Annotated in this window: 18 protein-coding genes and 2 pseudogenes; 5 read left to right on the top strand and 15 right to left on the bottom strand. The window is 40.8% G+C overall.

Going from position 1 to position 22805, the window contains the following annotated elements:
• Window positions 1-38: 38 nt before the first annotated feature.
• From V7K42_RS08540 to V7K42_RS08530, 3 genes are all read right to left on the bottom strand, one after another.
• A complete protein-coding gene (locus V7K42_RS08540) occupies window positions 39-638 on the bottom strand; it encodes a DUF1802 family protein (RefSeq protein WP_334915273.1) in 600 nt (199 codons plus the stop codon).
• A 59-nt stretch (window positions 639-697) separates the two neighbouring features.
• Window positions 698-1813, bottom strand: coding sequence for an ABC transporter permease (locus V7K42_RS08535; protein ID WP_334915271.1), 1116 nt, complete (start codon window positions 1811-1813; stop codon window positions 698-700).
• Window positions 1814-1918: 105 nt separating this feature from the next.
• Window positions 1919-2800 carry an Npun_R2479 family HD domain-containing metalloprotein gene (locus tag V7K42_RS08530; protein ID WP_334889571.1) on the bottom strand — a complete coding sequence of 294 codons (882 nt, stop codon included), beginning with the start codon at window positions 2798-2800 and terminating at the stop codon, window positions 1919-1921.
• A 557-nt stretch (window positions 2801-3357) separates the two neighbouring features.
• Here V7K42_RS08530 and V7K42_RS08525 point away from each other — a divergent pair.
• On the top strand, window positions 3358-4815 hold the full coding sequence (locus tag V7K42_RS08525; RefSeq protein WP_334915269.1) for an efflux RND transporter periplasmic adaptor subunit: 1458 nt from the start codon (window positions 3358-3360) through the stop codon (window positions 4813-4815).
• Window positions 4816-4904: 89 nt separating this feature from the next.
• Window positions 4905-8027, top strand: coding sequence for an efflux RND transporter permease subunit (locus tag V7K42_RS08520; RefSeq protein ID WP_334915267.1), 3123 nt, complete (start codon window positions 4905-4907; stop codon window positions 8025-8027).
• 315 nt (window positions 8028-8342) lie between these two features.
• Here V7K42_RS08520 and V7K42_RS08515 read toward each other — a convergent pair whose 3' ends face one another.
• From V7K42_RS08515 to V7K42_RS08475, 9 genes and pseudogenes are all read right to left on the bottom strand, one after another.
• A complete protein-coding gene (locus V7K42_RS08515; protein WP_334915265.1) occupies window positions 8343-9242 on the bottom strand; it encodes a DevR family CRISPR-associated autoregulator in 900 nt (299 codons plus the stop codon).
• Between the two features lie 150 nt (window positions 9243-9392).
• A complete protein-coding gene (cas8a1, locus tag V7K42_RS08510) occupies window positions 9393-9887 on the bottom strand; it encodes a CRISPR-associated protein Cas8a1/Csx13 (RefSeq protein WP_334915263.1) in 495 nt (164 codons plus the stop codon).
• A 10-nt stretch (window positions 9888-9897) separates the two neighbouring features.
• Window positions 9898-10491 (bottom strand): annotated as a pseudogene (gene cas6, locus V7K42_RS08505) (type I-MYXAN CRISPR-associated protein Cas6/Cmx6).
• Between the two features lie 172 nt (window positions 10492-10663).
• Window positions 10664-11449, bottom strand: a complete 786-nt coding sequence (locus V7K42_RS08500; protein WP_334915261.1) for a hypothetical protein — start codon at window positions 11447-11449, stop codon at window positions 10664-10666.
• Window positions 11436-13673, bottom strand: a complete 2238-nt coding sequence (locus V7K42_RS08495; RefSeq protein WP_334915259.1) for a Mu transposase C-terminal domain-containing protein — start codon at window positions 13671-13673, stop codon at window positions 11436-11438. Before V7K42_RS08495 ends, V7K42_RS08500 begins: the two co-directional genes overlap by 14 nt.
• Before the next feature lie 20 nt (window positions 13674-13693).
• On the bottom strand, window positions 13694-14509 hold the full coding sequence (locus tag V7K42_RS08490; RefSeq protein ID WP_334915257.1) for a TnsA endonuclease C-terminal domain-containing protein: 816 nt from the start codon (window positions 14507-14509) through the stop codon (window positions 13694-13696).
• A 142-nt stretch (window positions 14510-14651) separates the two neighbouring features.
• On the bottom strand, window positions 14652-16532 hold the full coding sequence (gene glmS, locus V7K42_RS08485) for a glutamine--fructose-6-phosphate transaminase (isomerizing) (protein ID WP_334915255.1): 1881 nt from the start codon (window positions 16530-16532) through the stop codon (window positions 14652-14654).
• Between the two features lie 473 nt (window positions 16533-17005).
• Entirely contained in the window at window positions 17006-17251 is a 246-nt protein-coding gene (gene psaC / locus V7K42_RS08480; RefSeq protein WP_015175986.1) for a photosystem I iron-sulfur center protein PsaC, read from the bottom strand.
• Between the two features lie 544 nt (window positions 17252-17795).
• Complete coding sequence (locus tag V7K42_RS08475) at window positions 17796-18032, bottom strand: hypothetical protein (protein ID WP_334915253.1); 237 nt, start codon at window positions 18030-18032, stop codon at window positions 17796-17798.
• Between the two features lie 213 nt (window positions 18033-18245).
• On the opposite strand from V7K42_RS08475, the gene V7K42_RS08470 reads away from it, so the two are divergent.
• Entirely contained in the window at window positions 18246-18614 is a 369-nt protein-coding gene (locus V7K42_RS08470) for a Dethiobiotin synthetase (protein ID WP_334893191.1), read from the top strand.
• A gap of 103 nt (window positions 18615-18717) precedes the next feature.
• On the opposite strand, the gene V7K42_RS08465 is transcribed toward V7K42_RS08470, so the two are convergent.
• Window positions 18718-19329, bottom strand: coding sequence for a hypothetical protein (locus tag V7K42_RS08465; protein ID WP_334915251.1), 612 nt, complete (start codon window positions 19327-19329; stop codon window positions 18718-18720).
• A 159-nt stretch (window positions 19330-19488) separates the two neighbouring features.
• On the opposite strand from V7K42_RS08465, the gene V7K42_RS08460 reads away from it, so the two are divergent.
• Window positions 19489-19704, top strand: coding sequence for a type II toxin-antitoxin system ParD family antitoxin (locus V7K42_RS08460; protein ID WP_334915250.1), 216 nt, complete (start codon window positions 19489-19491; stop codon window positions 19702-19704).
• Here the strand turns inward: V7K42_RS08460 and V7K42_RS28920 are convergent.
• A pseudogene (locus tag V7K42_RS28920) lies at window positions 19701-19927 on the bottom strand (dehydrogenase); the annotation flags it as partial. The gene V7K42_RS08460 and the pseudogene V7K42_RS28920 sit on opposite strands and share 4 nt — an antisense overlap.
• A 127-nt stretch (window positions 19928-20054) precedes the next feature.
• Complete coding sequence (locus tag V7K42_RS08455; protein ID WP_094327500.1) at window positions 20055-20441, bottom strand: hypothetical protein; 387 nt, start codon at window positions 20439-20441, stop codon at window positions 20055-20057.
• Window positions 20442-20921: 480 nt separating this feature from the next.
• On the opposite strand from V7K42_RS08455, the gene V7K42_RS08450 reads away from it, so the two are divergent.
• Window positions 20922-22805, top strand: a 1884-nt coding sequence (locus V7K42_RS08450; RefSeq protein WP_334915249.1) for a chloride channel protein, incomplete at its 3' end; no start/stop codon positions are given.

Below are 22805 nucleotides of genomic sequence, written 5' to 3'. Positions count from 1 at the left end.
ATTACGCATAGCGTCTACTAGAGAAACGGTACTAGTTATTACAAGGATGGAGCATACAGCTTATCGTCAATAATCCCGCGAATTGTCTCTACTAATTGGGTGTATGCAAAGTTAGATAAAACTGGTGTTGTTCCTTGCAAGTCAATTGGTCTATCTAGATCAATCCATGACTTACAACCGCCGTATTTAGGATAAAAAGGAATTTCTTGCTCTTGGGGTAGTTTATATGTCCGCAGGAGGAGAATATAAAGGGGCTGGCGTGGTTTCCATTTGAGGCGATCGCTAATAAAATGCTCGTTCCAAATATGGAAAGGAAGCAAGGCGTTGACAAGAAATTCGTCACTAACTGGCAAAATATCGGTAATTTCAGCCCAACTACCGATACGAACTGTTTCAGGATGCCAACCTGATGTTACTGGATAGACACGATTAGCGTACTCCGCTTTCAGCATGAAAGCTTGTTGATGTTCATAAGTAGGATAAAGCAAAATTTGCCTGTGGGCAACTTGGAAATGTCCATTTCGTTCATGGATACCACCTTTGCGGAGCAACATAATTGTTTTGCCACTTTCCAAGGCGTTTATGGTGACAGCCCATTCTTTAAGGGCATGAAAAGTTGTAGTCAATTCCATCAGCATCTACTGTAACTCTGATTTATCGGACTAATCTGTGCGCTCGTATTTACTATTTTGAAGGCTTATCTTCTCAAACTGCGGGGGTCAAGGGCATCTCTTAGCCCATCACCGAGTAAGTTGAATGCTAAGACTGTGAGGATAATCAGTACAGCCGGCGGCCAAATTAACCAGGGTTGCAGTACCAAAATTGAAGCATTGCTAGCGAGAGAAAGCATATTGCCCCAAGAAGGGTCTGGTTGTTGAATTCCCAAACCAATGAGACTCAATATTGCCTCTGCACCAATAAAGCTGGGAATTGCAAGAGTAGCAGAGATAATTACATAACTAGCGGTTTGCGGCAAAACGTGGCGGAGGATGATATAAATGGGGTTTCCACCCATCGCGCGTGACGCTTGGACAAATTCTCGCTCTTTAATTGATAGTACCTGCCCTCGAATGACCCGTGCTAAACCAGCCCAGCTAATAACCGAAGTAATCACCACAATTAGCAAAAAGCGCTGGGTACTGCTTAAACCAGCTGGTAAGACTGCTCCTAAAGTCACCAAAAGATAAATACTAGGGAAAGTCATTAGCACTTCTGCCAAACGCATGATGACGCTATCAGTCACACCGCCGAAATAACCGGAAATTCCACCGATGAGCAAACCGAGGGGATAGGTAATAATAATGCCAAAAATCCCGATAAACATACTAATGCGACCGCCATGCAATAAGCGGCTAAACTGGTCGCGTCCTTGGTCATCAGTGCCCAAGATGTTGATTTTTGCGCCAGTTGTTGTGCCAAATAAATGCCAATTTAAGGGAATACCGGCAAAGATTGTGACTTCATCCCACTTCGGAGGTAATGGTAAACTCATCTGTAACAATCGGTATTCTGGCCCGGAGACAAATAGACGCAGGGGTGATGGCTTTTTGAAGTCTACAATGAGTTTGCGATCGCCTGTTTCTAAATTTGTGTCTCCCTGAGTCGTGGGATACACATGGGGCCCGATAAACTGTCCTGACTGAGAAACCCAATGTATCTGAGTTGGTGGCAGCAGTGAACCATTGGCCTGTGAGGCGTAAGGGTCATAAGGAGCCACGAAATCTGCTGCAATTACTGCTATGTAGAAAATTAACAGTAAAATTGCCCCAAATTGTGCCAAAGGATTTTTCTTTAATCGTCGCCACCAATCCATAGTAGTTAGGAGTTATAAGTTATGAGTTATGAGTTATTAAAGTTTTATCTTAATTCATAACTCATGATTAATAATTCTCAACTCCTAACTCCTAACTCCCAACTCTCAATTCCCAACTCCTAACTTCTCTAAATAACGCTGCTGTTCTTGCTGTTGTTTTTCGTGTTCTACAACAAATACGTTTGAGTAGAGATTAGCCAGAATTTGTTTGCCCTGTTGTGTCAATGACAGATAATGCAGTCCGTCTTGGATATAGGGATAGACACCATTCCAGTAAAACTTAGCGTAGTTATTCCGTAAATCGGCAGGGGTTTGATAGCCCAAAACCTTATTTACACCAGTTTCTTCAAACTCGTAAAATAAAGAAGTAATTTTTTTCAGATAACGCGGGTCGCTTAGTTGACCAATCAAATCAGCCGCCCGAACTAATCCGGCAAAGCACTTTGTATCTTGATGATCTTCTGCCGCAGGCACAGGAAACCGAGTCAATTCAATATTGCTCTTAATTGCCTCAGCATCTATTAACTTGTGACCTCCAAAACGTTCATCAATAAAAAGCTTGGCTCTATCAACATGATACGGCGTGAGACTGGCATCAGAAGCGCCAGGAGCTACAGAAACCATTCTGCCATTTTTACCTGTGGAATATAAACCTGCTCCTTCTTGATCTTGCCGGCAAACTCCTTTAACGTAGCCAATATCATGGCTAACCAAGGAAATGATACAATGCAACCAGTCTTCACTGGAAACACCGCCTTCTCTAATGTGTTTGCCACGTAAGATTTCTTGCCCGACAAGGGTGACAAGAACGGTATGTTCAACATTGTGATAAAGAGCATCACTATTGGCAATGTTTTCCAAAGCCATGTTACCAGCCCAGGCGATAATATCCTGATAATCATTTTTGAAGCAGCCATAAGTGCGACGGTAGCCTTCTCGTATTTCATCTACAAAGGCATCAATTAAAATTTCAGTGGCATTGAACATATATGGTTACTCTGGTAAATACCAATTATTTATTGATTTGATTTCAAAATTCCATCATCAGGGCCACCCTGGCTGGAATTATGGAGTTTGCTCTTTTGTAACTCACGTGTAGCTGTGGACGCTAGCTCAATCTATGCCTGGATGCATGGCTTTCTGATAACACAAAGGCTTTAGAGGAATTAAAAGTTGCGTAGACAAAATAATTTGCTAGTTTTATAAAATACATCGATTGTTCAGATTTTAATTAAATTAATCTAGATTCGCTTTATTCAATTTTCCATATTTAAGCATTGGTTGACGGTGATCTAAATGCATATAGTATGTGATTTAGAATAGCTAGATGAGATGAGATCATTTTTTGTATCATGATCTACATAAAATCTTCAAGAATTTATTCTTAGTAATTACTCTTAATTAAAAAGTATTATTATATACTCAATTTAACCAAAGACATTTACTAGGAAATGCGTCATAGTTGATGGGAAGTAAATAAAGTTCAAGTTTTCTTAAGAAAATACCAAGATTGGTATGCATAGACAGAAAGTGGAGGTGGGACTGTGAGCGATGAAAATGTTTCAGAAGTAGAGGTGGAAAAACCCGTAGCCTATAAAGATGCTAGCTTTTCGAGCAAATCAGAGCAAAAAACAACCATGCCCTGGTTGAAGCCATTATTCTTGGGTGCTGGTTTAGGAATTGCGATCGCCTTTGGTGGGATGGGTGTATTAAGTCGTCTTCCATCCCGTCAACAAAGCACGGTAGCAGATAAACAAGTTAACCCATCGATGACAGTCACCATCGCCACAGTAGAAACCGCCCGTGTTGTCCGTACCCTTAAAACTACTGGAACTGTAGCCGCGAGTGATTTAATTCCGGTTTTACCACAGACAAACGGCTTACAAATCAAAAGTATCCCAGTAGATGTCAAAGAAGGGGCTTTTGTCAAAAAAGGGCAAGTATTGGCGGTGTTAGATGGTTCCATACTACAAAATCAAATTAGCCAAGCAAAGGCAGATGTGGAATCAAAACAAGCCGATGTGGAATCGAAACAAGCAGATTTGGCATCTAAGCAGGCAGATTTGGCATCAAATAAAGCCATAGTTCAGCAAAAACAAGCAGATTTAGCTCAAGCTAAAGCAAAGCTAGAAGAAGCAGCCAAGAATTATCAGCGCTATCAACAACTCGCTGACTCTGGAACGATTAGTAACCAAGAACTCGATACTCGTTCTTATGCTGTGAAAACTGCCATACAAGTTGTGAATTTATCCCAAGAAAATCTGCGTAGTGCCCAGGCGAATATTGGTAGCGCCCAGGCAAATATTGGTAACGCCAAAGCCATCATCAACAAAGCCAAAGCGGATGTCCGCAGCAGTGCTGCTAGGGTGCAACAACTCCAAACTCAATTGGGACAAACTGTGGTCCGTGCGCCGGTTGCAGGAGTAATTGCTGAGAAACTTGCTAGAGTCGGTGATGTAACTGGTGTACCACCGCAAACCCAGGTGGGAACTGTGATTGGTGGCACACAAAAGCTATTTTCGATTATCCGAGATGAAAAGTTAGAACTTCAGGCGAAGGTGCCCGAAATTCAATTAAATCAGGTGAAAATTGGCGCATCAGTGCAAATTACTTCAGATGTCGATCGGCGCGTGCGATCGCAGGGACGAGTCAGAGACATTCAACCACAGGTGAACGATCAAAGGCGTGAGGCTACAGTCAAAATTGACTTACCGCCAACAACTTTACTTAAACCAGGGATGTTTGCTAATGCTGCAATTACTACTAACTCTGGGATGACGATGGTAGTGCCGCAAAAAGCAGTCCAGTCTCAAGCCGACTCAAGTGTAATTGTATTCACCTTATCAAGTGGAGATATAGTCCGCACCCAGAAAGTAGAGTTAGGAGATCCTACAAATGAGGACAAAGTAGAAATCAAGAGTGGTTTGCAATTAGGCGATCGCATCGTAGTTGATGGTGCAGGCTATCTCAAAGATGGCGACAAGGTTCGAGTCGCAAAGTAAAAAGGAATGGGGAGATTTGGGAGAAATAACCGATGACAAATGACAAATGACTAATGACTAATAACAAATGACAAATCTAAAATTTCCTCATGTCCTTTAATATTTCAGCTTGGTCGATCAAAAAACCTGTTCCCACGATAGTTTTATTTTTAATTTTGACAGTGGTGGGCTGGTTCTCCTTCATCAGCTTGGGGATTGATATTAACCCAAATATCGATATACCAACAGTCTCGATCGAAGTCACCCAACCGGGTGCAGGCCCCGCCGAACTGGAATCCCAAGTGACGAAAAAAATTGAAGATGCCGTCGCGGGGTTGGGTAATATCGATTTTATGGTTTCCACTGTTAGCGATGGAAATTCTAAAACGACAATCAACTTTGTTTTGGGCACAAATAGCGATCGCGCCACCAATGATGTCCGCAATGCGATCGCTCAAATTCGTCAAGATTTACCCCAAGATATCAACGATCCAGTTGTGGAACGTCTGGATTTTGCCGGCGGCCCAGTGATTACTTACGCAGTTAAATCAGATCGGCGTTCTGTAGAAGAATTAAGCAATCTTGTCGATCAAACCATTAGCCGCGCCTTATTAGGAGTCCGTGGTGTGGCGCAAATTCAGCGGATCGGTGGAGTTGACCGAGAAATTCGGATTAATCTTAATCCAAACCGCTTACAATCTCTGGGTATTACCGCTACCCAGGTAAACGACCAAATCCGCACTTTGAATATTAACTTACCTGGTGGACGGGCTGAAGTTGGCGGTAGCGAACAAAGTATCCGCACATTAGGAAGTGCCACCAGTGTGGATATTTTGAAAACTTACGAAATCCTCTTACCACAAGGTGGTTCCGTACCATTATCTAGTTTGGGAACTATAGAAGATAAATTTGGCGATGTGCGCCAAGCCGCCACCTTAAATAATCAACCTGTGGTAGCTTTCCAGGTGTTGCGTAGTACTGGCAGCGTTTTAGTGACAGTGGAACAAGGAGTGAAAGCCGCAGTTAAAGAACTGGAAAAAACACTTCCCGCAGATGTCAAGCTGGATTTAATTTTTACTAGAGCTGATATTGTCCGCCAATCTTACCAAAGCACCATTGATGAATTAATTCAAGCTTCGCTGCTGGCTGTCATCGTTATTTTAGTGTTTTTGCGGGACTGGCGAGCAACATTAATAACGGCTGTTGCCTTACCTTTGTCAATAATTCCCACTTTTGCAGTGCAGCAAGCCCTTGGTTACACCCTCAACAACATGACTTTGTTGGCATTAGCGTTAGCGGTGGGCAATTTGGTAGATGATGCTGTTGTGGAAATTGAAAACATGGAACGGCATATCGCTATGGGCAAATCAGCTTGGGAAGCCGCTTTTGAATCTTCCGACGAAGTAGGATTAGCAGTAATAGCAAGTTCAGCAACGATTATTGCCGTATTTATGCCTGTTGCTTTTATGGGTGGAATTCCGGGGCAGTTTTTCCAACCATTTGGTGTTACCGTTGCCGTTTCCACAATTTTCTCAACTCTTGTAGCGCGGATGGTTACGCCGATGATGGGAGCGTATCTGTTAAAGGAGGAGAGTAGAGGGGTAGGGGGAGTAATCAAAATTTTTAATTTTAAATTTACACTTCCAGGTGGTGGCAATAGAAGTAGAAAACTTGGAGATGAAAAGCATCAAGGCTTTCAACCTTATAGATCCCTCCTCCAGTGGGCGTTACGCCATAGATTAACAACAATGGCGATCGCTTTAGCTTTCTTTATTGCCAGCCTGATGCTGGTTCCCTTGATTCCCAAAGGTTTTGTTGATGATGGCGATTTCGGTATTTCTAACGTATCTATAGAACTACCTCCTGGTTCTACATTGTCAGATGTTAACAAGGTAGTCACACAAGCCACTGACATCATCCGAAAAGACCCAGTAGTTGAACGCGTACTAGCCACAGAAGAGATCAATTCTGCAACCCTTTCCATTAATCTCAAACCCAGAGAAGAACGAAATATTTCCCAAAAACAGTTTGAGGATCGAGTCCGCCCTAACTTTGAGCAAATACCAGGAGCTAGAATTAGTTTTCAAAGTCAGTCACCAGGGGACAGTCGCAAAGGTTTATCAATTGTTCTGAGAAGTGAAAATCCCCAAGCATTGACTCAAGCTGCTGATGCCTTAGAAAAGCAGATGCGATCGCTGCGTGGATTGGTTGAAGTGTCTTCGACTGCGAGTTTGGTTAAACCAGAGATTTTAGTAATTCCTAACCCGCAACGGGCAGCAGATTTGGGAGTGACAGTACAAGCGATCGCTCGGACTGCTTCCCTTGGAACCATCGGCGACAATGAGTCCAACTTGGCAAAATTTAATTTAAGCGATCGTCAAATCCCTATTCGCGTCCAAATCGACCCCAAAGCCCGTGCTGATATCAACACAATTACCAACCTCCAAGTCCCCAGTCAAAATGGCAGATTGATTCCCCTGATAGCAGTTGCAGATATCCGCTTTGGTAGCGGCCCTGCTACCATCAACCGCTACGATCGCGCCCGTCAAATTGCTGTAGAAGCCAACTTGCAAGGGATTTCTTTGGGAGAGGCTGTAGAAACAATCAACAAACTACCTGTGATGCAAAACTTACCACCAGGGGTAGTACAGCAACCTTCCGGTAGCGCCAAAATTATGCAAGAGATTTTCGGGCGCTTTGGTGGCGCTTTGGGGCTGGCATTAATGTGTATCTATGCAATTCTGGTGCTGCTGTATAACAACTTTCTTCATCCATTATCGATTATGGCTGCCTTGCCCTTTTGTTTAGGTGGCGCACTGGTAACGTTGATGGTTGCTCAAAAACCCCTGGGACTTTATGCCCTAATTGGTATCATCCTGCTCTTGGGAATTGTCACCAAAAACTCGATTCTGCTAGTTGATTACACAATCATAAATATGCAGCAAGGCAAAACCCAGCGTCAGGCACTCATAGAATCGGGCGTGTCACGTCTGCGTCCAATTATGATGACTTCTCTAGCAACGATCGCAGGGACTCTGCCCCTAGCATTGGGAATTGGTGCGGGTTCTGAAGTTCGTCAACCAATGGGAATTGCTATTATGGGCGGCTTCACAACTTCCACCCTCCTAACACTGGTGGTAGTGCCAGTCATATTTAGCTACATTGACAACTTTCAAAGTTGGATTATGGATACACTGCATTATGGCTTTGGTAAAAAACCATCGCGCCCATAATGCCCAATCAATTTTGGATTTTATAATGCTTATCGGCTGAGTTCAATACTGACCTAAACATTGTAGTATTGGATACAAGACTTACGTACTGTACAAAATAATTATCTTGTGCATCAAGGTAAATACATTGTTTCAGGCTTTGCTCAATCACCCTTGATTGGGTGCGATCGCTAAAATATCATTGAAAAATCCAGCTATAAGCCTTGAAAACTATACCTGTTATTTTGGCTTTTCTGTCAATGCGTAAGTCCTAGGATAGTACACAAGTCTGAAACAGTTTACTTATCTAGGTTTAAGCGTAAGTTTTACCCCTCCCTAACCCTCCCCTTGCACTAAGTCTTCTAAACCCTGAGAAATTAAACCTCCAACCCATAATTCTTTGGGATCAATATCTCCTACTTCTACCTGTCGCACTAAGTTTGATACTGACATATTTCCCAGTTCGTCTTGCTCAAAGCAATATAGAAAACGAGGTGAAAAATCATGTGTCCATCGCAGTACAATACTTTCAGGGGAGAAATCATACAAAAAGCGGGCATGATTTCCTGCCACTTCACCAATCGAAACCAAACCATCTAGAACAGCATGGATGCGAGATTTATCTTTAAGACTATCGGGTGTCAATGCAAAACCATATTGATAACGAGTAGCATGAATCTCTGTGCCATAAAGAGAATTTCGTCCCTTGACTCCACTAACAGCATTAAAGGTAATGTCTCCCGTAAAGGGTATCATTGAGACTGCACGAGTAACTTCTAATACACCTCGTCTAGCAGTTATTTTCCCTTTAGGCTTTTGCTTGCCTTTACGTGGAGAAGTTTGCTTGTCCTTACCTTTAGAACTTTTTTTATTATCATCTTGAGATGTTTCCTCTACTTCACCTTCAGCCTCATCTGACGCTTCCACTTTTGCTGCTTCTGCCTGCATAAATCCCAAAATATCATCATCAATGAAGCGAATATCATCAAAGTTGGGGTCTTGCCAAACATGATTCGCTACTGGTTGAGCATTCTGATCCCAACGTCGATTCACCGGATAGCCAACATTTTGCCAGTAGTACCGTAATGCCCAACGAATTGCTTCAGATGAAATAGCAGTATGAACTTCACCTTTCCAAATTAATTTTTGTAAGGTAGTTATGTTCCCTTCATTTTCCCCACGATTATTAGCTGCGGTTCCGTAGGTTGTCAAAATATTGCCGAATAAATGAAACATTTTAAAGTTAGCTAAAGGATTAATGTAATCAATTCCAAAAATACATATTTATTCATTGTCTAACTCAGCTTTTTCTGATATTTTTGTATTTATATTCTTGCTTCTTGGATAGCTAGCAATAGCGATAAAAGTTAAATCTCTGGCAACCTTCTAATCCATTATTCCCGATGTCAAGGGCAGTAATTCTTCCCAATGTTCTTCTAAAATTGAAAGCTGTCCCGCTCTTCCCCAGAACTCTGCAATAAATTTGCGGAAGTTTTCAACATTCGTGCATCGTCCTAATTGCGATAAAATACGTATATTTTCTCGTTCAATTTGAGCATATTGACCTTTTTTTGTTCGGTCATAAATCTTAGCATATATCTTTTTCAAGGCTTCATGGCAAGCTTGAATAAATAGCTTTTGAGCTTCTATATCCCATTGAGAGTGTTGAATCATTTTGTATATTCCTCTATCTTCGGAAAGACTTACTTTTAATAAATTTAAATTTAAAATTTTTATATATAAATCATTCCACCAGAGAAAACCTTTCACTAAATTATCAGCAATTATTCCTTTAATCGCATTCCTAATAATAAAGTTTTTATTTTGATAATTAATAACTCTGTACTCTGGAAAGTAAATGCAACTAAGCTTATAGATCATATCAATTATTTCAAATGATTTCTAACCCAAAACCCACAACCGTAAAGCGCTTGATTTTGATACTTCTACGTTTTGGGCTACCATCAGCATTTTTAGTAATAAAGGCTTTCCCCTGGATACCCAGTTGTTCTAACTGACGCTGTGCTGCTGCTAAAAACGACTCTGGTTATTGATAACCCTGGATAATCACTATACGCGATCGCAGTTTCTCAGCAGGCTCAAGCAAATGAATTTCAGGAATCCCCAAACGAATTGTATGCTTGCCAATTCTCAGGGGCTTACCTGCTAACGGATAAACCAAACGCACTTGATCCATCGGTAGCCGAATCCGAAGCCTAGAATTTTTAGTTAGCTGAATTACGCCTTCCTTGGGAATACCTGCAATGGTATGAATTCCAACTGCATCTAATTTATGAAGTTCGGGTTCAAAATGAGCGATCGCAGAAAATAGCTCATAGCCGTGGTCGAGAGGTACTGTCTCACCAATCAGGTTAAAAATTAATTCTATGTATGGTAACTGAGACGTTAAAAGCTTTCTTTGCTTTGTTAGATTTAAAGGTGACTCTGGAGGAATCTGCGTAGGTAAGCTGCAATCAATAATCATCTTTCTCACCCTATCTTTAAGCAGATACACGATATTTGAGGCAACTAAATTATTATTTAGACTACCTTAGTGATTAATGTGAGATTACTTTAAAACGACAAGCAAACATGATAATTTTTATTAATTTTTTATTACTTTATATTAATATATTTAAAAGTATATGTGAACTTTCCTACAGAAAAAATACTTCTATAGAATTTGCTAAATATTTTATTATCAAGATATGGGTGATCCGGTCAATTGATGGATTTAAGTCACATCCAAGCAAGCAATGGGAGAAATATTTACCTTGATGTTGGGTTAACTTTGGATTGAGAGCTTCTAAAGATTCTTGACCATAAAAATCAAATATAAGCTTAGAAAAACCATATTCGTCAAATTTAAACTTCCCAGCAGGAAAGATTTGCAATAGCCCTTTACTCACTAAGTAACGCTGGTACTGAGCGCGAAGCCAAGCCAAGCCTTTAAAGGCAAAATTACTATGAATCAGCAAGTTAATATCATTTGTCAGCGTGAATAGTGTTTTTAAAGTCTGATTTGCCAAATTTTTTATGTCAGTAACTACTAAACAATTATCTAAACTTGCAGCATAATAATGTATGCCTTTAGATTCAATTGCATATTCAGGCTTGAGAACATTCCGAGCCAGATAGCCAGTCATTATAAGCGCACAAATTCTCTTCTGTAATTCAACAGTTTTATTTTGGGGATCGAAGTATCTAGAAAGCCTCTCAATGCAATGAAATCTATAACGAGCTTCTAGGTTTCTCTCTTCATCATCAAAATCTGGCGTTCTTGTTACTTTATCTATAAATTCGTCTGCTGAAAGGATAGGAGGTAGCGCCTGAATCAATGGGTTAGCGTTATACTCTGGAAGTTTTTGGTCTATGTATTTAGCAATAACCGCTAATTTTCCATCAGGAATCCTAACAACTTCACCCTCATTATTCCTGTCCACGTTTTCGCTCCTGTCTCTTGCGTCTTAGTAAATTCATATGGTCAGGCTGCAATGATTTTGATGCCTCTGAATCTTCATCTTCAGCCAAAGGCTGATTATTTGCAGCCTCGACAATGTTTTGTTTTTCTTGCTTTGCTAGCTCAAATCTCTCACTTTCACGCCTTTTGTCTTTCTCAAAGGCTCTATTATCTCCGATACCAGCAACTTTTTTTCTGTTACTGATTTTGTCATCTAAAACTTCTTCAGTCTCTTCTTTAGCTTTACTAACTATGCTTTCTATATTTGCCATTAAATCTACTTTTCCTTGTAGCTGTTTACCATAATTTTTTTGTTTTTGCAGTTCTTCAGATGCCTGTAAATATTCGATATCATGTAAACTTTTATCAGAGTATCTTTGTTGTGAATCTAAAAGAAAACACTTCTCAAAATCTCTACCATCGGGAGAGCGCACATAAATATAGTTGAGTTGGCGAATATCATATGAAACATTCAATGATTTTTCTGATTTAGAAAGCAAACCACTTCTAGATTTTTCAACCCAAAATTCTTTTCTTGCTTTATCACAGGTATAGAATATTCCTTTAAATTTAATACCACGAGCAGTAATTGTTGCTTGCCCTGTTGGCATTAGGTTTAACTTGATAATATCTTCTGGAAAAGTTCTGAGTCTACCAGAACGATTTGCTATTCCCCACTCCCACAGTTCTCTGGGTATCGGATTTATATCATCAGCAATCATCATCTCATCTCTAGTGTAATTACTTAAATAGTCATGATTGTTCCGTTGGAAAATTAAAAAAATAATTATTTTAGTAAATTCTTCTATATCAAGTCTGCCATTAAGGCGGTAGTCATGCCCTCCTCTCTGCCTAAAATCTGTGTCTATATAACCGGGAACAAATGGTTTTACATACCCATGAATAATACGAAATTGTCTTTCAACTAAACCTTTCCAATCTGCTCGATAAGGAGCAGCATTTTCAATGCGAACGTTTAAATTAGGGATTAATGTTTCTACCTTCATGCCTGCTAATTCACCTCGATTGCCCAAAATAGCATCAGGAACATGCTTGCATGGCCAATCACTTTCAGAAATTTCAATACCATATTCTCGGCAAAACTCTACCTTGTCTGTAGCGGCATTGGCTAAAGCCATCATGGCTCCTGCCCAAGATGGTCCTTCCAAGCCAACATAAACACCCGTTATCATACGGCTAAAAACATCAATAACCACATAGATAATAGGTCTACCAATAATCCAGTTGCGATTGTATTCTGATACTAAGTATACATCTGCAATCGTGGCATCAATTTGATATCTCGACCCAGGGCCCATTGTTTCCATTTGCGAGGTTCCTGTAATAGCTCGATGCTCAAGAGCATACTTTCTAGAACCTTTACGAGATATAATAGTCTTCCTAATATCAGTTTGTTCTACTTCATACCAATATTTAAACTGAGTAAAAGTAGGTTGTTTATCTGGAGGAATTAAAATGCTTTTTTTGACTCCACTCTCATCATAATAAAAATCCTCATAGTAATATTTTTTTATCATCAAATCATAAGCAGTAGTTAAAAAATTCTCTTTATGATTGTTGTAGAAATTAGTAATTGCAAATCTAAATATTTTTTTATCCTCCTCTGTGACATTTACTCCAGGGCCAATTTCTTGGTCATGTGCATATTTTCTTGGTCTTCCTCTCTTCTTGTCTCCTGATGCTTTAGGTTTTCCTCTACCACCAGAATTTGCATAATCAGGCAGAAGAGCATTTTTATTTTTACCCCTCTGCCAAAATCTTCTTAAATATTTATAAACGCTTATTTCTACTAATTTACCTTTACTTCTGCCTGCATTATATTTTTCAATAGTCTGCTGAACTAAAGCACCTCTATAATCTCGGTAGTAAACCGAGGGTTCTTGAGTAATAATAAATGAAATTATTTGCCAAGCTCTATCTCTCAGTTCTTTTTCCTTCTCAGACAAATCTTCATCTCTGACTATCCTTGCCCACGGATCTGATTTAAGCTTTAATGCACGACTATCAGAAATAGCTTCTGTAATATCTGAAATTTTTTTAGGTTCTGGAAATCCTGTTTTAGTATTTATATCAAAAACGAAGGCTATAGTATATCCCTCATCAATCCAAAGAACTCGTTCTACGAAGTTATTACCTGATTCATCAATCCATTCAATCAAGTCATTGACAAATAATTTATTAATCATGTAATGCACCCCGTATTTTTTTAAATAATCTTTTTAATTACTTTTGAAGAAGGGAAACTAGATATTTTGGATAGTAGCATATCCATAATGATTTCTTTCCAAGCGATAAGGTGTATAAAAAGGTAGAGGCATGTACCAGGCTCTATATTCATGTCTTTATCTAAAGCCGTCGTTATTCTATTGATGCTTGAATCACCTTCCTGAAGCCTAGACTTTAAGATGTTGGCAATGTTACGTAGTTCTTCGAGATTTATATCTGCATTCTCCTCTAATTTATAAGCAGTATGAACCCACTCAATGTTTTCCGCTAATTGCTTAGGAACTTCTTTTTCTGTAATTATTCCCCAATCAATATCTTTGGCAGCATAGTAACGCTTTTCTAACTCAAATTTTTCAGCTACAGAGTTACTTCCCAAATCCTTAGCTAGCTTAAATGTTCGTGCTTTCTGGACTATCTTTTCGCCTTGCCTAACAGAAAGCATAAAATCCGTGCTTAAAGGATAGGGAGTATTACTTTGAGGGTCTTTGGGATGGTTAATAGCCATTTCTTCTGCGATACTCATTGATAAGTCAAGGTCAAGTAGAGGAAACTGCTCTCTTATATCTACAATCGCATCAGACCACTCAAATACATAAAATAGCCGCTTCTCGTTATCAGAAAACAGATGATGTTCTCGGTTTGTTTTCCAACCTGGAGGTCTGGAAACACGACCCTTTGAAGGAAAATCCTGAATCTTTATCCAAGGCTGATAGTCTTTACCACTACCCTGACCACGCCCTTCCTTGAAGTAACGCTCAAACTTTGCTTGCGTCCAATCTTGATTGCTTCTAGCCATAAAAACTCCTGTAGATACTCACATACGCACCTACAGGATAAATTGTACAACTTTTTTATGTATTGTATAACTTTTTTATTTGTTATACGACTTTATTATTCCTCCACACCTCCACAAATCCTCCACAACTAATAGTATTAAATTACTCCACAGTTACAGACTTAGCTAAATTTCTCGGCTGGTCAACGTCTAAACCACGACGGGCGGCAATATGATAAGCCAATAATTGCAAAGGAACTACTGTGAGAATCGGAGAAAGTAATTCTTCTACATGAGAGACGGGAAGAAGATCGTTAAAGATTTCCGCCGCTTCGCCATCGTTGACGGGAGTCACGCCAATTAACCGAGAATCTCTAGCTTTGGCTTCTTGGGCATTAGAAATAACTTTTTCATAAACACTACCAGGGATTGCGATCGCAACTACTGGTACTTTCGCATCTAAAAGGGCGATTGGGCCGTGTTTCATCTCTCCAGCTGGATAGCCTTCGGCGTGAATATAGCTAATTTCTTTTAATTTCAATGCCCCTTCCAAAGCAATGGGGAAGTTAATTCCTCTTCCTATAAAAATGAAATCTTTGGTTTCAGCAAATTCGTGGGCTAACTGTTCGGTTAAACTTTCTTGATTTGCCAAAGTCGCCTCAATTTCTTTGGGAATCTGCCGCAACCCGTTAATAATTTTATCTAATGTGTCTTTTGAAACTGTCTGACGACGAGCCGCTAAATCCAATGCCAAAGCATAAAATGCCATCAGTTGAGCAGTAAAAGTTTTTGTCGCCGCTACCCCAATTTCAATTCCCGCTAGGGTACTGATGACATGCGGCACTAGATGACCGAGGCTGCTTTCAGGTCGATTGGTAATACCCAGTAGTCGCGCTTGATATTTGGATTCTTTCCCTTGACGACGTTCTTTTTCCATTGTTAAAGCTGCTAGGGTATCAGCAGTTTCACCTGATTGGGTAACGCCGATAATCAACGTGTTAGCTGTCACAGGTGATGGTGCATAGCGATACTCAGAAGCGTAATGTACTTGAGTTGAAATTCCTGCTAATTGTTCGAGTAAATATTTACCGATCAATGCTGCGTGCCAACTAGTACCACAGGCGAGGATCTGAATTTGTTCTAAATCAGTGTAGAAATCCGCAGGTAAACCAAGATTGATTGGTAATTCGGTAGATTCGGCTGGATTAAAGTAAGCGTCTAAACTCGCTCTTACTACCCCTGGTTGCTCGTGGATTTCTTTGAGCATGAAGTGTTTGAATCCCTGCTTTTCTACCATTGCAGGGTTGAAGTTGAGCAGGCGGGGTTGTTTTTTCAACCTGTCGCCAGCAAAATTGTAAATCTCAACGCCCAAAGGTGTGAGGCGGGCAATTTCGCCATTTTCCAGAGGTAGCACCGCACGGGTGTAGGCAACGATCGCTGGCGTGTCAGAGGCACAAAATAACTCCCCTTGCCCAAAACCAATTACCAAAGGTGCTTGTTGGCGGACAACAATCAATTCATCGGGGAAATCAGCAGAAATAACTGCGATCGCAAATGCCCCTTTTAGGTGATTAACAGCTTGGCGAATTGCATCTAGTAAGGGAGATGAGGAAGATGAAGGAGGAAAATTCTTTAAAAATTCGGCTATTAAATGAGGAATAACTTCGGTATCGGTTTCAGAACGAAATTCGTGTCCTTTTGCTTTGAGTTCTTCGCGTAACTCGCGGTAATTTTCAATAATGCCATTTTGCACCACAGCCACTCGCTTTGCTGTATCCAAATGGGGATGGGCGTTGTACTCTTCTGGTTTACCATGAGTTGCCCAGCGAGTGTGACCAATACCAATTGGGGCAGGGGTTTCTATTTGTTCGAGTTTAGAACGCAGGTTATGGAGTTTACCCTTTGCCCGCACACAATTAACCTCACCTTCCCAAACAGTGGCGATTCCAGCAGAATCGTAGCCCCTGTACTCTAGTTTTTCCAGCCCAGCCAGTAAAATGTCTGTCGCCGCTTGAGTGCCTATATATCCAACGATTCCGCACATTGTTCACACCGCTTTTTTTCAGGATGATTAAATCCAGTATAGTGTCCAGCACAAACTTGACTTTTTGCAAATAAAAAAAGGGAGTAATATTACTCCCCAACCACTAGGTATTGTTATATAGTGTCCAGCACAAACTTGACTTTTTGCAAATAAAAAAAGGGAGTAATATTACTCCCCAACCACTAGGTATTGTTATGGATTTTTGATTTTTACAGCAGATTACCCGTCAGCTTTTAACCTGACGGCACCAAATACGGCTTTTAGGATTTGGATACCCAGAGATTCTTATCCCCAATCTAAAATTAAGATTTCGCAAAGTGGGTAGTATCCACTCAACGACGCTAAAGGTGCTTGCTATTGACACACTTCAAAGTCTTAAGTTCCGAGTTCCGAGTTCTGAGTGAAGAATCAAGAAATTAGTTTTTTTGATTTACTTCTTTTTGTCTCAGCACTCAGCACTCGGTACCAGCTTTTTAGTAAGCCAGACCCATACTGCGAGTTGTTTCAGCGCCCAGGTAAACCCGGATGCTCAAAAAGTCAGTGGGACAAGCGGTTTCGCAGCGCTTACAGCCAACGCAGTCTTCTGTACGGGGTGAAGAGGCAATTTGAGCAGCTTTACAGCCATCCCAAGGAACCATCTCAAGTACATCAGTAGGGCAAGCGCGGACGCATTGGGTGCAGCCAATGCAGGTATCGTAGATTTTGACAGAATGAGACATTGAAAAAACGGCTCCTTTCGAGTGTTCTTCTCTGCGAAAGAATCATAATCAACGCATAGTTTACCGCAGTGGTTGATAGGCCGTAATCAAAAGGCTACATAACTTCAAACAATGTAATGAGCACCCTTGGTAAGTTGTTTTTCCGAGATTGCCCCTATTGCCCTATTTATTAGCAACATCAGAGAGCGGATTTTACTTACCCTTTACCATAATGAGGTTTAATCGTAAAGACAAATGAAACAAAAATAAATTTTTAAGACTAAATGCATAAAATATCTATGGTATTTATTGATTGGCAACTATAGCAATCCTAAATTTTAGCTGTAACAAAATACTATATTTCTGGAGTTTGTTAAAATCAAAAACTTGACAACAAATCAATTAATGCTTTGACATTGATACCTCTACCGCAAGTCAAGAAGCGGCAGTCCCCTCATCAGGCATTCCCAGTCAGAGACTGGGAACGAGAGAAACGAGAGAATCTATAAAAGCTGTATATTTAACTTTTTAAATCTGTCAAATTCATCATTTTTACTTTTACATATCAGAGAATTTCAGAAATTGCAAACTCATCATTTACCACAGCAGTTTCTGTTGAGATATTTGGCTCATCAACCATCACTTGCAGTTGTTCTTCAGGATTTTTGGTATCAGTCAATTGTTCTTTTGTATACTCATTTTCTCGGATTTGTCTAGCAATACTTTCTAGCAGCCAAAGTTGTTCTTCCACAGACAAGGCACGGACGGAGCGTTCAATTTCTAGTAAATTCAGTGATATCATTATGCTTCTGATTCCAAGCAGGACGTATTTTTCAAATATATTATTATAAGTCAGTCTATCTGGTTAACCTAGAGCATCGCAAATTCCCCATTATTTTCCCCAAGCATATCTTTTCACAAATCAAATGAGATTGCTATAAATAACTAGAAGCCAATTTTATGACTTTTTAATTAAGTATTACTGCTGAAGCAAAATGTACGCTAAACTGACTACATGAATTACGAAACAGCTCGGAAACTCCTCATAGATCAGACAATTACAACCGAGGAAAACCCAGATGCGCTGTTAACGCGTATGAAACAGGGAAAACCGCCGGTACCCGGTCAGATCACCTCAATTTTGTTGGCATTGAAAGTGGTGTTTGAAGCCCTTAGAGATGCCAAGACCCTAGACCGAGAACTGGCTTTGGCCCTTTATCAGTTAAGCATTAAGGCACAACAGCTATTTGCCGCAGGGCGTAAAGCCGGCATAGATTGGCCGCCACTACTAAAGGAAGATTTGCTCCGAATTTCCTTAGCATCTGAAAGTATTTTTTCAGGTATATGGCAAACTCTAGCTCCTATAAGCTTAGGGAAACTATAGAACACCATTTCAGTAATTTTTGAATGAGAAAGGATAAGGGGCAAAGAAAGATGAGACAGTGAGGGAGAATAATTAATACCCAATGCCCAATGCCCAGTATCCATTAACGGACTTGCAGTTCATTTTCTAACTTGTCTAGGTCAGTTTTGAGCAAAACCGTCATTTGACCGGTAAAAGCTTTGCCAGTCTTGGGTTGGGCAATTTCCACCCAATATACATAGCGATCGCCTACTCGTAATTCTCCCTTTAAAGCTTCCCGAATCGGAGTTTTGGCAAGACGCGCCGAGTTAACCACCTTCTGGTTAGGATACTCGTACACAACTTGGGCGCGATCGTAGTCTTGATAAATCTCCAAGCCATAAATTACCCGCAAGGATTCTTGGAGACGCGCAAATGACATGCCGTTAATGGCATCATACATGGAAATACGCTCACTGCGGATTGTGCCACGGTCTTTAGAAAATTCCACTCTACCAGGGGGCAATACCGATGCTTGAAAAGTGAATCTTTGAGCAGCAGTATCAGTCTTTTGCACAAATAATTTTTCCCCACTCCTCGGCTGGAGTGTCGGATGTGCTTTAATCCAAGTGCCTACTTCCTCTGTACTTTGCCCTGGTAAAGCATCCGCGTGGGAATTACCTAGTATTCCCATAGACAACCAGGGAACAAGAGAAATAGGCAAAATCAAACAGTTAAGCAGAGATTTATTAAGCATTTTGCAGTTCAGGTTTTTCATGGGAATTCCCTCATTAGGGAGTAACCATAGTCTTCCCGTTTTTCAGCAAGATTATTTCAAGCATCAACCCAACTTAATAGATCAGGGATATTACTTATCACAGCTCTATCATAGAAAAAACCAAGAAATAGAATCGTTATGAGCATTACGTTCAGCCCAGAGCAAGAACAACTAATTCAAGTTTTGCTAGCAACCGATAGATTTAACAGTGTTGATTCCGAGCAAGAATGGTTTGAAGAAACTCGCATCAAGATTCATGAAGGGATAGCATCACTTGAAAGGCGAGAAAGAATTGATGGTGAAACTTTTGTGAATCAGCTTTTAACACAGTTGAAGCAAGCAAAAGAGGCTTAGGTCTGTCGGAGTTCCGCATTATTTTTTAATGGCTTCTGTTCGCTAATAAGTAACTCAAAGGTAATTTTGCTACTAACAGTAACAGCGCTGTTTACATAGACTCAGATGTATCATGAAACACTATTTTAAAGGTAAGTTTTATGTAGTTTAGCTGTTCTGTGTTAACAGTAATACTTGTATTTCGTAAACATCCACTGAATAAGCTGAGTATTGCACCAGGGCGGATCTTGAAGCGGACATAATGTAAAACCGTGTCCTATTTGGGGTAATAAGACACGGTTTCATAAAAGTATTTAGTTATAATATTACAAAAATCAAAGTAAGATTTGATTTATACCAAATTAATCCATCTACTGAGATTTGTTTTCTGGTTGATTAACTTTCTCTGTTGTCGGAAAGATTTGGCGATCGTAGCTTGTCTTTTCTTGAGTTAGGGCGATCGCACTAAAGAAAATAGCACTTCCCACAGCCAAGGCTACCATCGGGCGCTTGAGCAAGACAAAATCTCTGAGAATCCTCGCTAAAGGTCGGCTTTGACGACGTAGCGAGGAAGCAATCATCAATTGTCTCCAAGTAAATGGATCGCGGACATAATGACCGCTTTGACAAACTACTAGCCGTTCCTGACAATAGGGGCAACAAAACAAGCCCATGCGCGTTTTAACTGGTTTGGGTGTAGCATTTCTTTGGCAAATTGGGCAAGTAACATAATGATTATCAAAGGTGTGTATATTCATTTACCTCGTCCGCCTAGTCCATTTACTCGCTCTATAACAATAGCTATATTGAATTCCGATCGATACTTAGCAGATTTTCAAGTATGGTCTGACATCAGCCATAAATCATACATACATTGTATTACTACCAAGGATGGCTCAATGGTCGCAACACGAGTATAGCTAGATTTAAGCAAGGATGACTCCTAGTTAATGTTTGCGGGTGCGTTCACCCAGCCCACAAAAACTTTGTTGTCTCTAGAAAGAATAGTGTTCCCCACTAGTCGCAGCGATGTCCAACTAAGGTATCGCTGACCCTCAAATAACAATTGTCTCGCATTTAACCATTCTCCCCACAAAAATTTTGCACAATGACATTTTTGGCTAAAACTTTGTAAATCAAGCAAATAAAGTCTACTTGTCTGGTTGCTAAATAATGGCTCACAATGATAAATAACAGATAAAAATTTAAATTTTTTCTTACATTTACCCCGCCTCTCAATGACTCTCTTGCCTCCCACTCAACTGAGGAAGGTAACGGAACAACCTGCCTTTCCTACACCTTCCGCTCGTTTAGCTCAACTCATTAATCGTTTTCAACCATCGCCAGAAACCGTTGTCCTGTTTTTAGCCATGCTCATTGGCGGTGGTGCTGGTATGGGTGTAGTCACCTTTCATTATTTAATCCAGTTGATTCACCAGCTAATGCTGGAAAATTTAATGGGTCAAATCGGTGTCTGGGGTGCTTGGACTTTAGCCTGCGTTCCCACCCTTGGCGGGTTAATCGTTGGCTTGATGCGATGGCGCACTCAAGACTTTGGCCCTGGACTTTCATCTCTCATCGCCGCCTCTCAGGGAACAGAGATTAAGCGACCACTACGACCAGTTACAAAAATGCTGGCCGCATCTGTTTCTTTGGGGAGCGGTGCTTCTTTGGGCCCAGAGGGACCGAGTGTAGAAATTGGTGCAAATTTTGGGATGTTGTTCTCTGTGATCCTCAATGTATCTCAAGAGCGACAACGTTTGTTGTTGGGTGCTGGCGCGGCGGCGGGACTGGCGGCAGGATTTAATGCTCCTATCGCTGGAGTATTTTTTGCCCTAGAGGTGGTGATGGGAGCAACATCTTTCGCTACTTCTGCTGTGAGTGTGGTGCTGCTAGCGGCGGTGGTAGCAGCATTAATTGCCCAAATTGGTTTGGGGGCACAACCTGCTTTTGATTTACCTGCTTACCAAGTCCGCAGTCCATTGGAATTACCCCTTTATCTTGGCTTAGGTTTAGGGGCCAGCCTAGTTTCTCTGGCTTATACTCAATCCATTCGGGTAGCAAAAGCCTGCTTTGCTGGGAAGGTTCCAGGTTTTGCCTTTTTGGGACGAATTCCTCAGCCGATTCATCCAATTATTGGCGGCGTGATAATTGGCGCAGTTGCTTTGCACTTCCCCCAAATTCTGGGCGTGGGTTATGAAACTGTAGAAGCGATGCTTCAAGATGTAGAGTTTTCACTCTCCCTATTGGTGGTGCTGTTGGTGGTGAAGCTACTGATGACTGCAATTAGTGCGGGTAGTGGTTTCATTGGCGGTTTATTTGCACCAGCCATGTTTTTAGGTGCTTCTTTTGGTTCAGCTTACGCCAAAATTTTGGCTGTGATATTCCCGGCTATTTGCGATCAAATGGCAGCTCCCCCAGCTTACGCAATGGTAGGAATGGCAGCAGTGTTAGCTGCTAGTGTCAGAGCGCCGTTAACGGCTATTTTAATGCTGTTTGAATTAACGCGCGACTATCGCATTGTTTTACCGTTGATGGCAGCTGTGGGTTTGAGTGTTTGGCTCGTGGAAAGGATTAAACCAACTTTTAACTCTAACTCTAATCTACAACAAATTGGTCTTTCGGAATTGAAAGATGAAAAAGCAGATATTGTGCAGCAAATTTTGGTAGAAGATGCCATGCATCCTTCTCCAAAAAAGTTACCTGCAACCCTTGGAGTGTTAGATGCAGCGGTGGAAATGATTCGCGATCGCACCCGAAGTGCTTTAGTAATTGATGCAGCCGAGCAATTAGTTGGTATACTTTCTCTGGAAGATATTAACTGTGCCCTTGCTTTTTGGCAAACGTACCCAAATTCGCTAACTGAAATTCCAGATAATTTATCCAGTCAGACCCTAATAGACATTTGTACGACTGAAATCCTCTATGCATGGCAGGATGAACTATTATCTGAAGCTTTAGACCGCATGAGTCTTCGAGGTTTGCTTCAATTACCAGTAGTAGCACGAGACAAACCCGATCGCGTTTTGGGTTTACTAGAAAAAGAGCAAATTGCCTTGACCTGCAATTTAGCAGTTACACGCAAGGCACTTGGTCACTATTTACCAGTCTTACCCACCACA

It is taken from the genome of Nostoc sp. (assembly GCF_036917455.1).
Classification (GTDB): Bacteria; Cyanobacteriota; Cyanobacteriia; order Cyanobacteriales; family Nostocaceae; genus Nostoc.
Note: the sequence above shows the minus strand (reverse complement) of the source record. Positions and strands in the feature narration are given on the sequence as shown.

Bases quoted from the DNA above. Each gene is read 5' to 3' on its own strand.
- V7K42_RS08535 (WP_334915271.1), bottom strand. From the start codon at position 1,813: ATGGATTGGTGGCGACGATTAAAGAAAAATCCTTTGGCACAATTTGGG.
- V7K42_RS08475 (WP_334915253.1), bottom strand. From the start codon at position 18,032: ATGATATCACTGAATTTACTAGAAATTGAACGCTCCGTCCGTGCCTTG.
- V7K42_RS08540 (WP_334915273.1), bottom strand. From the start codon at position 638: ATGCTGATGGAATTGACTACAACTTTTCATGCCCTTAAAGAATGGGCT.
- psaC (WP_015175986.1), bottom strand. From the start codon at position 17,251: ATGTCTCATTCTGTCAAAATCTACGATACCTGCATTGGCTGCACCCAA.
- V7K42_RS08520 (WP_334915267.1), top strand. From the start codon at position 4,905: ATGTCCTTTAATATTTCAGCTTGGTCGATCAAAAAACCTGTTCCCACG.
- cas8a1 (WP_334915263.1), bottom strand. From the start codon at position 9,887: ATGATCTATAAGCTTAGTTGCATTTACTTTCCAGAGTACAGAGTTATT.
- V7K42_RS08470 (WP_334893191.1), top strand. From the start codon at position 18,246: ATGAATTACGAAACAGCTCGGAAACTCCTCATAGATCAGACAATTACA.
- V7K42_RS08455 (WP_094327500.1), bottom strand. From the start codon at position 20,441: ATGAATATACACACCTTTGATAATCATTATGTTACTTGCCCAATTTGC.
- V7K42_RS08515 (WP_334915265.1), bottom strand. From the start codon at position 9,242: ATGTTTCATTTATTCGGCAATATTTTGACAACCTACGGAACCGCAGCT.
- glmS (WP_334915255.1), bottom strand. From the start codon at position 16,532: ATGTGCGGAATCGTTGGATATATAGGCACTCAAGCGGCGACAGACATT.
- V7K42_RS08490 (WP_334915257.1), bottom strand. From the start codon at position 14,509: ATGGCTAGAAGCAATCAAGATTGGACGCAAGCAAAGTTTGAGCGTTAC.
- V7K42_RS08465 (WP_334915251.1), bottom strand. From the start codon at position 19,329: ATGCTTAATAAATCTCTGCTTAACTGTTTGATTTTGCCTATTTCTCTT.
- V7K42_RS08530 (WP_334889571.1), bottom strand. From the start codon at position 2,800: ATGTTCAATGCCACTGAAATTTTAATTGATGCCTTTGTAGATGAAATA.
- V7K42_RS08495 (WP_334915259.1), bottom strand. From the start codon at position 13,673: ATGATTAATAAATTATTTGTCAATGACTTGATTGAATGGATTGATGAA.
- V7K42_RS08460 (WP_334915250.1), top strand. From the start codon at position 19,489: ATGAGCATTACGTTCAGCCCAGAGCAAGAACAACTAATTCAAGTTTTG.